Origin of the sequence: Pseudothermotoga thermarum DSM 5069 (genome assembly GCF_000217815.1) — a bacterium.
Taxonomy (GTDB): domain Bacteria; phylum Thermotogota; class Thermotogae; order Thermotogales; family DSM-5069; genus Pseudothermotoga; species Pseudothermotoga thermarum.
Map to the genome: position 1 here is coordinate 1,776,751 of NC_015707.1, position 15,526 is coordinate 1,792,276.

Here is a 15,526-nt window from a genome sequence, read left to right on the forward strand (position 1 = left end):
CTTGGGTGATATTTCAAACGATGAAAAAATTTTTTGTCACATGTTCAATCATATTCCAAATTCCATTGTTGTGTCAATATCTCACAGAGAACTTCTTTTTCTATTTCTCACCATAATTGGGTACCACACAGATGAATGAAGAAGGTCCTTCGTTTACGTTGACAAACTGATGTTCTTCATTTGGTTCAACAAAAACAAACCCACCGGCTTCAATCATTTGTTCGCCATCTTTTGATCTAACTTTTATTTTACCTTCGACAACAAAAATTTCGTGTTCCCACTCATGAGTATGATAAGGCGTACTTGCGCCTGGTTTCAGAGTGAAAAGTCTCATCGTGAAATTCGGTGCTTTATCGGCTGAGCCAATCAAAACTCTTTTCTCGATGTTGCCACCCATCACAAGCTGTGGTTGAACATCTTTGTAATGTTGAATTTTCACAAGATCACCTCCGACACTTTGATTTTACCTTGGCTTTCGTGTTGACCATAACGTGACTGAAGAGTCATAATATAGTGTGTCCGGGGGTGAAAGAATGCCAAAAAGCACCTTTTTCAATCTTCCAAAGGAAAAACGAAATAGGATTACAAATACGTTGATCAAGTATTTTGCAACCAAACCCTACGAACAAGTTGATATAGAAGATGTCGCAAAGGAATGCAAAGTTGCAAAAGGCAGTATGTACCAGTATTTCGAGAACAAGAAGGATATGTACCTTCATGCCGTGAATGAAGCGATGAAGGCAAGTTTGAAGTTGGTTGAAAACATAGATTTCGAACAGTTGAGCCTATTCGAGTTTTTGGAAAAATCCTTTGAGTCAACTTGGAATTTCTTTGTAAACAATCCCTATGAATCTTTATTGCTTGAAAAAGCGGCGTTCCATGATGATTCACCCTGCAAAGATGAGATTCAAAGTTTGCTCAAAGAAAGGACAAAAGCTTTGCTCAACGATATAGTTACTAAGAATCAAAAGAGTGGATTCATAAGAAACGATATTCCCGCAGAAATCATCGTTGTTTTTCTTGAAGGAGCAACTTGGAGTTTGAAGAGATATTTCATGGATTTGGCTAAACGAATGGGAAATAAGATTGTCGAGCTTTCGAAGGATTACGTATCTGAAGTTCGAAAACAGTGGATGGAACTGGTAAAAAATGGCATCTCCAAAATATGACTTGACAGTCATATGACTCTTGAGTCATAATATAGACAGTGCAACCAGAAAGGGAGGTGAAAAACCATGGTGATCGAGGTCAAAGGGCTTACGAAGTATTATGGGAAAACGAAAGCAATTGAAAACGTCAGTTTTTCTGTCAAAGAAGGTGAAATCGTAGGATTTGTTGGTCCAAACGGTGCGGGAAAGACGACAACGATCAGAATCATCCTTGGGCTTTTGAAGCCTACAAGTGGAAAAGTATACGTCTTTGGAAAGGATGTACAAAAAGACTACGCAAACATAAACTCTCAAGTAGGTTACATTCCTGGTGAGGTGAACTATTATCCGGGTGTGAAAGTGAAGGAGTTTTTGAAATACGCTCTTAGATTTCACAAAGATGTGGACAGAGATTATTTTGACTTTCTCTGTGACATGTTGAAGATCGAGATGGACAAAAAGGTAGAAGACCTTTCGCTCGGAAACAAAAAGAAGTTGGCAATAGTTCAAGCTTTTGTTCATCGTCCAAAGTTGTACATTTTTGACGAGCCCACGAATGGGTTGGATCCATTGCAAAAGCAACTGTATGATCTAATTCGAAAAGAAAGAGCCGAGCGTGGTGCGACTTTTTTCTTTTCATCTCACAACCTTTCCGAAGTTCAAAAACTGTGTGATAGGGTAATTTTCATAAGGAAAGGTCAGCTGATAAAGGAACCAAGTGAATACTTTAATATGAAAAAAGTCAGAATGTTATCCAATTCGAACTGTTCTGATCTTAAAAACTTAGCCAACGTGTTTAATTTTAAGGAACAAAGCGGAATGAAGGAGTTCTATTACAACGGAAAGATCAACAATCTTTTGGAAAAGCTGAAAGAGTATGACATCGAAGATTTGATCATTGAGGATGTATCGCTTGAAGAAATTTTTGAAGAATTGTACAAAAACTGAATTGGGGGTGAACGAAATGAACGTATTGAAATGGGAACTGAAGATGAATTTTAAATCTTTCCTTTTCTGGACAGTGTTTCTTGTTGGAATGCAATTTGTGTATTTTTCTGCTTTTCCATCTTTTGCAGGAGAGGAAGGGCTTTTTGCCACCAAACTCCAGCTTCTGCCAGCTGTGTTTAGAAAACTATTTGGACTTGACAAGATAGATTTTTCGGACATACTGCACTTTTTTGCCTTGCAGGGACAAATTTTTGTATTCTTGGTTGCGAGTTTTTTTGGAGGCCGATTGGCATCTTCGATAGTTTGCAAAGAAGAACATGACAAGACAGCAGAATTCATACTGACACGATCTTTAACAAGAAGAAGATATATCCTTGAAAAATTTCTTGCTGTGACAATATATTTGTTCTTGTTCGATCTTATCTTAACTGCGGCGAACTACATATACTTCCAAACCTACAAAGTCAAGCCATTTGATGTCAAACTCATGTTGCAACTTGTCGCCGCGTACTGGGGTGTACATATGTTTGTGGCAGCAGTTGGCTTTTTAATTTCTGTTGTAAGCAGAAAAAGAACGAGTGCTGACAGTCAGATATTATTCTTCATCTTTGGTTTTTACTTTCTTAGTGTGATACCAAGAATAACCGAAAAATTCAAGATTCTTGCCAATTTCACGCCTTTTGGTTTTTTCGATCCAGCTGAAATCGTAAAAACCCGGCAATTCAACATCACTGCGTTGATCTTGACGATCGTGTTTTTCCTTAGCTCAGCTTTGATTAGTATACTTTATTATGAAAGAAAAGATATCTACTAATTCAACGAACTATTAATGAATGGCTTAGCATTTATGTTAGTATAATCGTAAAAAAACGAATAAGCTGTATGACCCAAATAAAACAAATAGATTCTTTTGCGGACTAGGTAAAAAGATAACCTTAGAATATGGATAGGTTAAAATTTTTTCCAGGAGGGTACATCTTGAAAAGTAAGCAAGTTATCGAAGAACTCAAAAAAATGATATTGACTGAGAATATGAAAATTGGTGATAAGTTGCCAAATGAACGAACATTGGCAGAAAAATTTGGAGTTTCGAGAATAATAATACGTGAGGCGATAAGTTATTTAAAAGCCTGCGGTATAATCAAAAGCAAACATGGTAGCGGCAATTACATAGTGAAGGTTCCCAGCTTAAACGAGAACCTTGGAAACGGTTCTTTGGATTATGATATCGACGAACTTGTGGATGCCAGGCAAATGCTTGAAATGATGATTGCGCAAAGATTTTTCTCAAATTTTTCCTACGATATGGTGCAGGACATGGTGAGTGCAGTTCATGGCATGGAAACAAATTTCAAAAAAGGCGATTTAGTTCAGGTTATTGAGCATGACGTGAGGTTCCACAAAATTTATTCGCAAGGTTGCAGCAATTTGATAATATCTTCCTTTTTAAATCAACTCGTCGATTACATGAAAACAAAGGTTTGGCTTCATCTCAAAAAAGATTATCTTTGGGATAAATCCTACCAAGAAAGGTCACTTGCCATTCACAAAAGAATAGTCGAATCTATATCCAAACAAAACCTAGAAGCTTTACTAGAAGCTTTAAAGGAACATTATGACAATATCAGGAAATATCTCGAACTTTAGCCAAAAGTTCCTCAGCTTTCTCGTAACTGGCTTTTACAAAAACGGGTGGATAACCAAGCGGTGATTCAATCTCTATCCAACCTTGCTCGAACTTTCTTCTGCTCCACAAATGAATCCATTCTCCCTTGGGTAGATATACCTTCCAACTTTTTGCACCACGTTTAATAACCGGAGCAACAAGAAGGTATCTACCGAGCAAATATTGATACTTCAGTTTCAAACAAACGTTGTCATCAGGGTTATCAAGTGCTAAATGTCTAACGAGAGGTTTATTTGTTTTTACCGCTTCTTCTAATTCGGTTTTGAGATAATCCTTCAACGCGAAGTGAATTCTAGCCATTCTTGAGAAGTGGTTTAGAACCCTAGGATCGTCGAATTGAAAATTCTTATAGGGTCTGTTTGTTTGATGAGTTCTCATTATAGGTGAAAAGGCACCGATCTCTGCCCAGCGCATGAAAAGCTCTGGGGATCTTTTCAACCAAAAGAGTGAAGTGTAACCACCTGTATCAAAATGAACCAATTTGGACCCACAAAGGCTCATGCTGATCATAGCTGGTATGACCGACGGCAATCCATCAGACTTTGACCAATCAACATTTTGATCCCCAGCCCAGTGAATTGGGGTATAAAGAGTTGATTGCAGATAACCTGCTCTCATGAAGAAAACAGCATCTTTTCCTGATTCTTCGACAGCCTCTTTGTTCAACCTTGCCCAAATGACTGGGTACTCGTTGTGATATTCCATCCCAGATCCTTTTTCCAATTTTGCGTCCACAGGCAGGTATTCCCCAAAGTCGGCCATCCAGCCACTCATGCCTATTGAAAGCATGTTCTTTTTGATCAAATCCTTATACCACGCGTAAGCTTGAGAGTTGGTCAGATCAATCATCCCGGCTGGGAATGTGGTTACGTATATGTCATAAGGATCTCCGTTTTTTGTTTTAACTAAGTAACCACGATTAGCTGCCTCTTTGTAAAGTGGCCCATTTTTTATCAAAAATGGGTTGATGTAACCAAGGAAATGTATCCCTTTTTCCTTCCACTTTTCTATGTACTCTGGTAAATTGTGATAATCTTTTTCGTCGTAGGACCAATTCCAATAAACTTGCCTGCCGAATTTTGTTGGATTTTTTCCACACCAATCTTGGCACCAAAGTGCTGTGAGCGGTATTTTGTGTCGTTCACAAACTTGTATAACCCTTTGGACAGCCTCTACACTTCCTTGGCTTGCTATCCAAACGCCAAAAATCCAGTCGTAGATTGAAGGTTTAGAACCATACATTTTATGGAACATCTCGACCATTTGACTTAACGTTCCTTCAAGAAAAATTACTTGGGCTTTTCTATCGTAAATCTCTATCGTCCATTCTCCCGGTACTGTGAAATCTACTTTTGTCAAAGCGAATGTGTTAACTATCAACCCATAACCGGCGGTTGAGAAAAAGACTGGTTGAGGAAAGTAAGTTGAGTACCAATTTCCCCTAACACCTTTTAACCAAGCAAGAAACGAAATTAGGTTATATCCTCTTCCAACTCCTTGTTCTTGAACAAATACGAAAAATTTTCTACCTTCAAGGTTCAGATGTGTGTACTGCTCTCCGCCACCAAAGATTGCTTCTTTTTTATTGGTTTTAAACTTTAAAATCAACGTATTTGCTTCTCTTGACCCTTCAATCGATATCGTCAATGGACTGTCTTTGATCTTTTTTATGGCATCTTTTGCAAGCTTGACTTTATTCCAAATTTTTGTTGAAATATTGCAGTGTCCATGAAAATCCTTGATTTTCACGTTAGAACTTGCTTCGAAAGCTTCAACAATTTGAATCATACACTCCCCACCCTTTCAACTGTGCCAGCGTTTTCAAAGTTGAAGAGTAAGAACCGTATGCCATCACGATATGATGTGCAAATCCTTTTTCGATCAACGATTCGACGAATTTTACAGGGTTTTTCGCCGCCACTTTCACATAAGTTCCCTTGAGTTCCTGATCTGTTTGAATTGCTTCGGTTTCGTAAACAAACAAAATCCAATGGTTTCTAATGTAGTCAAGCCTTGCCAGGGTTACAGTTCCTGGTTTTAACACGAAACCAGCCGTTACACCTTTACCCCCTGCAAAGTAAGTATCCAAATGTCTTTCTGACCTTTGGTCCCAAAGGTTATGTGCTGCCACACCGCAATGCCAAAGTAACAAGTGGCCTGTTTCAAAGATTTGACTGATGTCGGCTAAGTAGAATTCCTCACAACCTATTGCTTTGAAAATTACCATCGTTAAAGCGCCAAGAACGTCTCCTTCGCACGCCATTATCCTACCTTCAGCCATGTTTGAAGACATCGCAGCGCAAGGAGATATTCCATAATAGTTTGCAAATTCAGGCCAGCACCTTATTGCCAATGCATGAACTTTGGATATTTTGTAAAGCTTTTCCAGCATTATTTTCAACCTTGCAACTTTTTCAAGTTTTTCTTTGTCAAGTGAAGCAACAAGCTTGTACAAGTTTGTGTATTTCTGAATTTCATTTTCCAACTCTTCTTTGTCTACGCTAAAGTTGAACAATTCTTCGAGCAAGATAGGTTCAACCAAGACACCAAGTTCTTTGTACAGTTCTGGCTCGTAAACATCGACATTTACAAAGCTTCTTGCACGTCCTCCTAACAAGCCTATTTTGCAGTTCTTCAAAGTCTTTATCGCTCTAAGTGCCATGAGCCAGTTTAAAAGTTTTTTGCTGAAATCTGGATCGTTTGCGTATCCATAGGCAAAAATCAAATCATTTCTACCGGCGCGATAAAGGTTAGAAAAATCAAGATGCGCTCCTACCAACGAATTGAGACGAACCCTACCACCGTTGTAAGGCGGTTCAGGTACAGCCCAGCACATGATAGGAACAGTCGGAAAATCTCGTGAGATGTGTAAGGCTAAATCACCCAGATGAAAAGTTGCACTCAAAAGTATTATTCCATCCACTGGTTCTTTTTGAATAGTTCTGTAAAACGACTTTAAGTTTTCAACATATTCAATAGTGCTAGTTGGAAAAATCCAATCTGTGTTTGTATCGATGTTTTGCAAAATATTTATCTGTTCCTTAAAGACTCTGGTTCCTTCGTTCACATCAAACGTACTTCTTACAAGTGGAATAACGGCTATTCGAAGTTTTTCCAAGTTGATCTCACTCCCTTGTGTCTATGACAATCGTTTTAATTTCGGTCATTTCTTCTATGGCAAACCTAACACCTTCTCTGCCTAAACCGCTGTCTTTGTACCCACCGTAAGGCATGAAGTCTGCACGATACCTTGAACTGTCGTTTATTATCACTCCACCAAATTGGAGTTCTTCTATTGCTTTCATCATCTCTGAGATTTTCGAGGTGAAAATTCCCGCTTGAAGCCCATAACGCGTAGAATTGGCCATTCTTATGGCTTCATCTAAATCTTCATACTCGTTCACTGCAACGGCAGGGCCAAACAATTCTTCTTTCATTATATGGGTGTCTTCTGGAACATTCAGCAACACCGTTGGTTCAACGAGCGTGAAGTTTCTTTTACCACCAACTGCTATCGTTGCCCCTTTTTGCTTCGCTTCTTCAAACCAGCTTATAATTCTTATAGCGTTTGCCTCGTCTATCACAGGTCCCATATCTGTTTCTGGTAACCTTGGGTCACCGAACCTTATGTTTCTAACCTTTTCTATCAATCCATCCACGAAATTTTTGTAAACCTTTTTGTGAACGAAAACTCTTTGGACAGATATGCAGACTTGACCTGCTATGGAATATCCGCCACTCACAACGGCTGCTATTGCTCTTTCTATGTTGGCAGTATCGGTTACTATAACAGGTGAATTTGAACCAAGTTCAAGAGAAAGTTTCTTAAAGCCTGCTTCTTTACATATTCTTTGACCAACTTCAACGCTTCCAGTAAAGCTTACAATCCTTATTCTGGGATCTTTGACAAGTTGCATACCTACCGTTGAACCAGGACCTGTGATAACGCTCACCGCTTGCGGTGGAAGCCCAGCTTTAAGGAGTATTTCTCCAAGTATCAAAGCATTAAGAGGAGTCTGAGAAGCAGGCTTTATTATGATAGAGTTACCAGCGGCAATAGCAGGAGCAACTTTGTGAGCACAAAGTGCTAGCGGTACATTGAATGGTACTATGGCAAGCACTATACCGGCTGGTTCCCTTAGGAAATAACCTCTTTTGAACTCGGAACCTTTGACCGAATCAAACGGCAAAGTTTCACCGTGTATCCTTTTAGCTTCTTCTGCCGCTAGTTTGAAAATATCTGCGGTGCGTAAAACTTCCACTTCGGCTTCTCTTACAGTTTTTCCAACTTCGCTTACCAAAGTTTCCGTTAAACGTTTTTTCTCCCTTAAGATCAGTTTAGCTGTTTCTTCAAGAATTTCTGCTCTTTTCCATGCTGGAAGTTTTTTCATCGTTTTAAACCCTTCTAATGCAGATTGAACAGCCATTTCCACATCTTCTGCAGTAGCCACAGGTACTTCGTCGACAACTTCTCCTGTGTATGGATAATGAACCTTTAATTTTTCTGGTCTGTCGACGAATTTGCCTCCTATTATCATCTTCATATTCCAACCTCCAAATTCATGCACTTGGATAGAGCTTTGTCAAGACAAACTCTTTGTGATTGAGTATCTCTGCTTTGACCATTCTACCGTTGGCAGTTTCTACAACTCGTTTCCAGAGAATTTGAGTTGCTTCCTCTAGCGTAATCTGTCCTTTGAGTAAAGCAGATACGTCTACATCTATATGCTCTGACATGCATGCAGCTGTTTTTTCGTTCGCAGTGATCTTTACCACAGGAACGATTGGGTTTCCAATTGGGTTTCCTTGGCCTGTTGGGAAAAGGTGTATTACGGCTCCGGCGGCAGCAAAAAGCGTTACCGCTTCAGCAGCTGCAGACGATGTGTTCATGAAATAAAGTCCTTTTCCAGTTGGTTTTTCAGCGTAGTCAAGAGCACCATCAATGAGTGCATTTCCAATTTTTTGAATGTTGCCAAGAGCTTTTTCTTCTATGGTACTCAAACCACCTGCTATGTTGCCTTGCGTAGGCTGGGAACCAAGAAGATCTACGCCTTGAGATTTTATCAACTGTTGATATTCGTTGAAAAACATCATAAACTTTTCCCTGTCCTCGGGTCTTTTGAACCTTGAAGCGATTATGTGTTCTGCCCCAGTTAACTCAGAGGTTTCTCCAAACAAAACAGTTCCACCAATTTCGAGGAATTTTTCTGTGAACCTACCTACAACTTTGTTTGCTCCCAAACCAGAGGTTGTATCTGATTCACCACATTTCAAGCTGATTATCAATTCGCTTATATCAACAGGTTCTCTTCTTAAATTGGTTGCATCTTCGACCATTTTCACAGCAGCTCTTGTGACCTTTTCAATAGTTCTTATCTGACCACTTCCTTCGATCCAAAATGCTTCCACTGGTTTTCCTGTTTTTGCTATTCCATCGGCAACGATTTGCGTCCATTTTGGTTCAACTCCAACCACTATTGCTGCAGCAACGTTCGGATTACTCCCAGTACCTATGAGTGTCCTAAACAAAAGCTCTAAGTCCTTTCCAAATTGCAATCTTCCGTAAGGATGTGGTATGGCAAGTGTCCCTGCAACGGCTTTTTCAGCGGCCTCAACGACAGCGTTAGATATGTCATCAACTGTTAGTAAAATCACGTAATTTCTAACACCAACACTACCATCGGGTCTTCTGTATGCAAGAATTTGTCTTTCCATGCTTTTCACCCCCATCTGAGAGATCTGATGTTGTGAACATGAACGTGTGATCCTTTCAATATTCTTTGAGTTGCTTTTCCTATAATTTCACCGTACTCTTTTACTTTTTCACCTTCCTCTATATCCCTTAAGGCGATTTTGTGACCATAGGGAATGTCTTCAACTACTTCTATTTCGTAAGTTTGTTCTCCGTCAAAAGTTCTTCCTCTAGCGATTTCACCCTTTTTCAAATCTTTAACAGCAACTCCAACGTCATCCCCATGTTTGTGAACCAAGAAATCGATCATAACCCTTCCCTCCCATTATTGAATCTTTTGCCAAGCGTCGCAGAATATCTCAAGGCCAAGTTTTACATAGGGATTTTCAAAACCTCTTTTGTAAACCTCAAATCCAGCGGTTATGATATCCGCACCGGCAAGTGCTGCTTCTTCAAAATGTTTTAAATTTCTAACCGCAGCTATCAAAATCTTGGATTTGAAACCGTAGTTCTTAACAGCTTTTACAATGGTTGCTATGAAGTCCTTATCGAAATCTCCTCTTTCTTCTTTCCAACCGACGAATGGGCTTATGTAGTAAGCCCCAAGTTTAGCGGCTTGGAGTGCTTGCAAAACGTTGAAAATCAACGTCATGTTAACTTTCACGTTTTCTTTCGCAAGCTTTTCAAGGGCGATGAAGCCAGGTTCTGTTGCTGGGATTTTTATCACGAAGTTCTCCGATAAAGTTGCCAAATTTCTTGCTTGTTCTATCATTTTTTCTGGGTCTTGTAGATGTGGATCGATTTCCAAACTCACCGTTATGTGTGTTCCTTCAACCATAGGTTTAATTTTTTTGATGAATTCGTCCATTTTCATACCTGCAGTCATAAGGTGTTTGGGGTTTGTTGTGATTCCATCGATCTTCCAATTTTTGATTGCATATTCAATCTCATCAAGTTTTGCACTGTCCAAGAAGAATAGCATGTTTTTCCCTCCTTATCCTTTTATTCCACCAGCTGACAATCCCTTTATTATGTACTTTTGCAAACTGAGCGTTACGACAAAAACCGGCAAAAGCATTATTGTTCCGGCGGCTGAAAGCTGCCCCCAAAGTGGAGCGTACTGACCCAAGAATGCGTTGACAACCACCGGTGCGGTTTTAGCCTTTGAACCAGTTAAGACCAAGGCGTATATGAACTCGTTCCAGCTCATCAAGAAAGCAAAAACAGTTGCGACAACGATACCAGCCGATGCAAGCGGGAAGAATATTCGCAAGAATATTTGAAAACCTTTGCAACCATCAACTTTTGCGGCTTCTTCGTATTCCTTTGGAATGCTTGAAAAGAAAGGAAGCAGCAAGGCTATCACATATGGTAAGTTAAAACTTATATGCGCAAGAGAAAGACCAATCAAAGTGTCATTCAAACCAAGTGAGCGGAAAATCATGTAAAAGGGAACAGAAAGGGATATTTGTGGAATCATCCTGAGCATCAGCAAACCAAAAACAATGAGTTCGTTGATTTTGAATCTAAATCTGGTTAAACCATATGCAGCCATAGCCCCAAGAGTGACAGAGACAATCGACGACAAGCTTGCAACGCAAAGGAATTTTTCATCGATCGCTTGAAATCCAAACTTTTGAATATTTGTTCGTAACTTCTCAAAGTTGGCTTGAAATAAAATGGATTACGGCTCCATATGTCTATATCACGTTTGAATCCGTTGAAAACAATAACCGTTATTGGAAAAAGTTGAACGAGAACTATAAAGAATGCGACTGAAAAGGTCACAAATTTTACAATTTTTTTCTTCCTCAACTTACCTCACCACGCATCATTCTTTTAACAACAAAATAGGATATTCCCAAAGCTATAAGTAAGAGAAAAACAGCGATTGTCGAAGCATAAGAAATTTTTCCAAATTCAAAAGCTTGTTTATGTATGTACAAGGACAACAGCATTGTTGCATTCGACGGTCCCCCATAAGTCATGACGTAGACTTCAGAGAATATCCTCAAAGCATCTATCATTCTCAAAAGAAAAGCCGTTGCTATAACTGGTTTCATACATGGTATGATCACATACCAAAGCCTTTGAAAAAAGCTTGCACCATCAACAAGCGATGCTTCAACGAATTCTGCTGGCAAAGAGGTCAGCCCAGCATACACGATTATGAAAACAAACGGCCACATTCTCCAGATATCTTGAAGTAAAATCGCCAAGTATGCGTACTTTGGATCCGCAAGCCAAGCAATTGGTCCTATGGAAAGGGACCTGAAAAATTCAGCCAACACTCCATAGCGCGGTTGAAGCATTAACCTCCAGGTTAAACCTGAAAGTACTGGCAAAACAAATACAGGCAGCATCAGCAAGGATCTCATGATTCGATTTAAAGGAAAGTTATTTGTGAACAACAATGCAACAGAAAAGCCGATAACTATTTCGATTGGCAAAGCTATACCTAGAAATCCCAACATCAATCGCAAAGAATGCCAAAAATTTTTATCTTTAATCATTTCGATGTAATTCCTAACCCCAACAAATCTTGTAAAACCAAGGTAAAGCAGATGCCTATCTGTGAAAGAAATAGCAATTGCGTAAACGGCAGGATAAAAAATGATGATTCCAACAGCTAGCAAAGCAGGAAAGACAAAGACGAAGAAGGGAGTGATCCCCCTTCTTCGTCTAACCTCTTTAGTAACCGTATTTCTTGAGCAAAGCATTGATATCGTTCACCATCCTATCAACTGCCACTTCTGGGCTGATCTTGCCAGATATTGCATCTAACCAATGAGTCCTTATAATTTGGGATACCTCTGGATATTTTTCAAAGCGTGGTCTTTCAACCGCATAGTTCATCGAAAGGTATATTCCTTCAAACCATGGTCTTTCGACAACGTATTGTGGATCTCTTAACAAAGATTCTCTTGCTGGTGTGAGGCCAAACGGTATAAGTTTTCTACCTGTTTCCAGCGACATCCACCAATATGCAAACTCAGCGGCAGCGGCTTTTTCTTTGGCAGCCAAAGGTATGGCCACGATCCAACATCCCCTGATTGCGGCTCTTTTCGCTGGCCCAGCAGGTGGAGCTGTGTAAGCGATTCTACCGGCCACCAGCGATTTCTCGGGATTTTCAATATCAGGAACAAGTGCAGGCCAGTTGAACATCGAGAAGACTTCTCCACGTGCGAAAGCTGCTACACGTTCTGCATGACCATAGTCCAGCGCACCAGGAGGAGCGTATTTGAGAAGTTCTTTGTAGAAATTAATGGCTTCGACAGCTTTGGATTTGTCCAAGACAACTTTATAACCATCTGGGGTGACTTCGAGCACGCTGGTACCAAAACTTTCAAACATCCATATAGCTTCGCAAGTCGCACCTTCGGTTGGTTTTGTGAACGGTGCCCATCCGTATATGCCCTTCTTTGCCAAAAACTTCGACATATCAAGTAGTTCCTGTAAAGTTTGAGGAACTCTCATTTCATAGCCGTATTCTTTCTTGAATTCTTCCTTGTACTGTTCGATGATATCTTTTCTGGTCAACCAGATGTAGACGTTTGAGTTCACAGGAAGTCCCATGAACTGACCTCTCCATTGACCAGCTGCAAGAGCCAGTGGCATTATGTCCGCCATACTTGGTCTAGTATAAAACTTCGTTTCAGGCCAATATGCAAGTGGGAGCAAAATTGGTGCAAGAAGTGGTATGTTTGGTTCGTCAACTGCTATTAAATCGTAGTCTGCACTTTTCGCAGTTACACTTATTAGGGTTTTTTGTAGCAAAGTACCACTTGGAACGAGTTCTAATTCCACCTTTATTCCAGTGGTTTTTTCGAATTCTGGTATACCCTGTCGCAAAGCTTGTGTAAGAGCATCATCCCAAAGAAGGACTCTTACAGTTGTGGCTAGAAGGGTGATAGTTAGCGTGACAATAAGAAAGGTTAACAGTCTTTTCATAACTTAACACACCCCCTCGCGGTTCCCGCTCTGCGCGGGATGATCGTCTTTAAAATTATACAAGAGGTAATACCACTTTTTCAAGCAATTTCAAAGCTATTTTTTGGCAAAAATCACAGAAATATTGGCAAAAAATCGATATACTTTGGCGTTTTCTTGTAATTTCTTTGTTTTTCTCACGAAATCTTTTGTTTTCAAAGTGGTAAGTCCTCAAAGTTTTGTGATATTTTTATTTCTGGAAAATTTACAAAATGGGGGGATGTGAAGTGAAAGAAAGTTTTTCTGACAAGCTTTCTTTGAAGACCAAGATTTTCTTTGGTGCAGGTGACATTTATGGTGGAGGTGTTTTCAACATCGTTAACTTTTTCTACGCCATATTCCTAACCGACGTAGTTGGACTAGATCCAAGATGTGCCGCGCCGGTGTTTTTGATAGGAAAAATATGGGACGCTATAACTGATCCACTAATGGGAATGATAAGCGATCGAACAAAAAGCAAATGGGGTAGAAGAAGACCGTACTTTCTATTTGGGTTTCCATTTGTTTTTTTGTCATTTTTATTGCTTTGGATACCAGTCGGCTTTAGTTCAACAATTGGAAAATTTCTTTACGTTTTGACAACCTATCTGTTTTTAAACACTGTCACCACAATGGTGATGGTACCCTATCAAGCTTTTGCCGGAGAAATAACTTTGGATTACCATGAGAGAACTTCTTTGAACACCATAAGACTTTTCTTCTCTTTAGCTTCTTCGCTCTTCTGTGCGGTTTTACCTATGATAATAGTTAACGCTGCACCAGATATAAAAAGAGGATATATCAACATGGCTTTGTTCTTTGGGGCGCTTTTTGCCATTCCTTGGATCGGCGTCTTTGCGTTTACGAAGGAGAGAGGATTTGAAAATGTACCAAAAAGGTTTGACATTAAATCTATGTTTTTGGAACCTCTCAAAGTAAGATCTTTTAGATTACTACTTTTGGTGTATTTGGGATCTTATCTTGCCATCGATGCTGTGTCGATAATCTTTGCGTATTTCATGAGGTGGTACATAGGCAAACCGCAACTTTTGCCTTTGGTTCTTGGTACGTTGATACTAACTGAAATTGCCTTTCTCCCAGTTTATGCTGTAATTGCTCGAAAAACTAGCAAGAAAACAGCGTGGTTGCTTGGTTCACTCATTTGGACTGTTGCAAGTATTCTTATCTTCACACTTGCAAATCCTTCGATTCCTAATGCTATGCTAATTGCATTGGCTTTTGTGACGGGAGCTGGAGTATCAGCGGTTGCTGTTATGCCTCATGCGATGTTTGGCGATGTTGCAGATGTTGGTGAGCTCGCTTTTGGTGAAAGAAGAGAAGGTTCGTTCAGCGGTTTGATGACTTTCATCAGAAAAGTGGCATCAGCGGTAACGCAATCTTTGATACTTTACATTTTGGGTTTTGCTGGATACAATCCTCAGTTTGTCGCTCAACCTGATCGTGTCATTTTCGTCATAAGGTTTATACTTTGCTTTGTTCCTTTGATTTTGCTCGCATTTTCTGCAATTGCGGCTTGGAAATATCCTGTTAGTCCAACCATACATGCAGAGCTGAACAGGTATCTTGAAAGAAAAAGGATCTTTGGCGAGGTTAACGTAGAACTTGAGAGTAGGTTTAAGAAAGCTTTGGTGTGAAAGAAATACTATAAAAAAGCTTTGAATCATCCATAACTTTTATCAACTCCTGTGCGCTTGAAATTTTGAACAAATTTCCCTTGGTTTTGACATCAGTTGATCCAAAGTCTTTCACTGGCTCGAAGAATTTTTCAAGGTATCGAGCCACCTTTTCTTCTAACCTTTCGTTTGAAGGTATTTCTATGACCATGAGTACTTTTGCTTCTTTCAAAAGGTAATCCACGTGCCAATGCATCTTCTTGTTTTTTCGAAGGTGTCTTTCTATACGCTTTTCAAGGTTGTTCATGGCAGATCCAACGTAAGCGTACAAACCTTTGGAAAGGTTCCAAGATTTCGCTTTTGATTTTATCGTTCGATCTTTTTCAAGTTTCACAACCAATATGTAAGTTCCCTTTGACAAGTTCTTTCACCATGTTGATAATATATT

At 39.6% G+C, this 15,526-nt stretch carries 16 protein-coding genes; 5 read left to right on the forward strand and 11 right to left on the reverse strand.

Translation table 11 applies throughout. From position 1 onward, the window contains the following. Positions 1-100: 100 nt before the first annotated feature. Positions 101-439: a cupin domain-containing protein gene (locus THETH_RS08820; protein WP_013933007.1), complete on the reverse strand. Its 339-nt coding sequence runs from the start codon at positions 437-439 to the stop codon at positions 101-103. A gap of 94 nt (positions 440-533) precedes the next feature. Between THETH_RS08820 and THETH_RS08825 the strand changes: the two genes are divergently transcribed. The 4 genes from THETH_RS08825 to THETH_RS08840 all read left to right on the forward strand — a co-directional run bounded on the left by THETH_RS08825 (position 534) and on the right by THETH_RS08840 (position 3,743). Next, positions 534-1,169, forward strand: a complete 636-nt coding sequence (locus THETH_RS08825; RefSeq protein ID WP_013933008.1) for a TetR/AcrR family transcriptional regulator — start codon at positions 534-536, stop codon at positions 1,167-1,169. Positions 1,170-1,235: 66 nt separating this feature from the next. Next, entirely contained in the window at positions 1,236-2,096 is an 861-nt protein-coding gene (locus THETH_RS08830; RefSeq protein ID WP_013933009.1) for an ABC transporter ATP-binding protein, read from the forward strand. 16 nt (positions 2,097-2,112) lie between these two features. Then, positions 2,113-2,910 (forward strand): ABC transporter permease subunit, encoded by a 798-nt coding sequence (locus THETH_RS08835; protein ID WP_013933010.1) that lies wholly within the window; start codon positions 2,113-2,115, stop codon positions 2,908-2,910. A gap of 164 nt (positions 2,911-3,074) precedes the next feature. Then, a complete protein-coding gene (locus tag THETH_RS08840) occupies positions 3,075-3,743 on the forward strand; it encodes a FadR/GntR family transcriptional regulator (RefSeq protein WP_013933011.1) in 669 nt (222 codons plus the stop codon). Here THETH_RS08840 and THETH_RS08845 read toward each other — a convergent pair. The 9 genes from THETH_RS08845 to THETH_RS08885 all read right to left on the reverse strand — a co-directional run bounded on the left by THETH_RS08845 (position 3,721) and on the right by THETH_RS08885 (position 13,426). Further along, on the reverse strand, positions 3,721-5,571 hold the full coding sequence (locus THETH_RS08845; protein ID WP_013933012.1) for an alpha-glucosidase: 1,851 nt from the start codon (positions 5,569-5,571) through the stop codon (positions 3,721-3,723). The genes THETH_RS08840 and THETH_RS08845 overlap by 23 nt on opposite strands. Next, positions 5,555-6,901 carry an L-fucose/L-arabinose isomerase family protein gene (locus THETH_RS08850; RefSeq protein WP_013933013.1) on the reverse strand — a complete coding sequence of 449 codons (1,347 nt, stop codon included), beginning with the start codon at positions 6,899-6,901 and terminating at the stop codon, positions 5,555-5,557. The genes THETH_RS08845 and THETH_RS08850 overlap by 17 nt, the downstream gene beginning before the upstream one ends. Before the next feature lie 7 nt (positions 6,902-6,908). After that, positions 6,909-8,327, reverse strand: a complete 1,419-nt coding sequence (locus THETH_RS08855) for an aldehyde dehydrogenase family protein (protein WP_013933014.1) — start codon at positions 8,325-8,327, stop codon at positions 6,909-6,911. Between the two features lie 16 nt (positions 8,328-8,343). Then, complete coding sequence (locus THETH_RS08860; protein ID WP_013933015.1) at positions 8,344-9,498, reverse strand: UxaA family hydrolase; 1,155 nt, start codon at positions 9,496-9,498, stop codon at positions 8,344-8,346. A gap of 5 nt (positions 9,499-9,503) precedes the next feature. Continuing rightward, positions 9,504-9,785, reverse strand: a complete 282-nt coding sequence (locus THETH_RS08865; RefSeq protein WP_013933016.1) for a UxaA family hydrolase — start codon at positions 9,783-9,785, stop codon at positions 9,504-9,506. A 15-nt stretch (positions 9,786-9,800) separates the two neighbouring features. Continuing rightward, the gene (locus THETH_RS08870) at positions 9,801-10,457 is read right to left on the reverse strand and encodes a transaldolase family protein (RefSeq protein ID WP_013933017.1); all 657 of its coding nucleotides are present in this window, start codon (positions 10,455-10,457) and stop codon (positions 9,801-9,803) included. Between the two features lie 12 nt (positions 10,458-10,469). Beyond that, positions 10,470-11,063: a carbohydrate ABC transporter permease gene (locus THETH_RS08875; RefSeq protein WP_245530483.1), complete on the reverse strand. Its 594-nt coding sequence runs from the start codon at positions 11,061-11,063 to the stop codon at positions 10,470-10,472. A gap of 223 nt (positions 11,064-11,286) precedes the next feature. Then, positions 11,287-12,195, reverse strand: a complete 909-nt coding sequence (locus THETH_RS08880) for a carbohydrate ABC transporter permease (RefSeq protein WP_013933018.1) — start codon at positions 12,193-12,195, stop codon at positions 11,287-11,289. Then, positions 12,167-13,426, reverse strand: a complete 1,260-nt coding sequence (locus THETH_RS08885) for an extracellular solute-binding protein (RefSeq protein WP_013933019.1) — start codon at positions 13,424-13,426, stop codon at positions 12,167-12,169. The genes THETH_RS08880 and THETH_RS08885 overlap by 29 nt, the downstream gene beginning before the upstream one ends. 266 nt (positions 13,427-13,692) lie before the next feature. Between THETH_RS08885 and THETH_RS08890 the strand changes: the two genes are divergently transcribed. Further along, positions 13,693-15,099, forward strand: coding sequence for an MFS transporter (locus THETH_RS08890; protein WP_013933020.1), 1,407 nt, complete (start codon positions 13,693-13,695; stop codon positions 15,097-15,099). Here the strand turns inward: THETH_RS08890 and THETH_RS08895 are convergent. Then, positions 15,080-15,499, reverse strand: a complete 420-nt coding sequence (locus THETH_RS08895) for a GIY-YIG nuclease family protein (protein ID WP_013933021.1) — start codon at positions 15,497-15,499, stop codon at positions 15,080-15,082. The two genes, THETH_RS08890 and THETH_RS08895, sit on opposite strands and share 20 nt — an antisense overlap. Positions 15,500-15,526 lie beyond the last annotated feature (27 nt).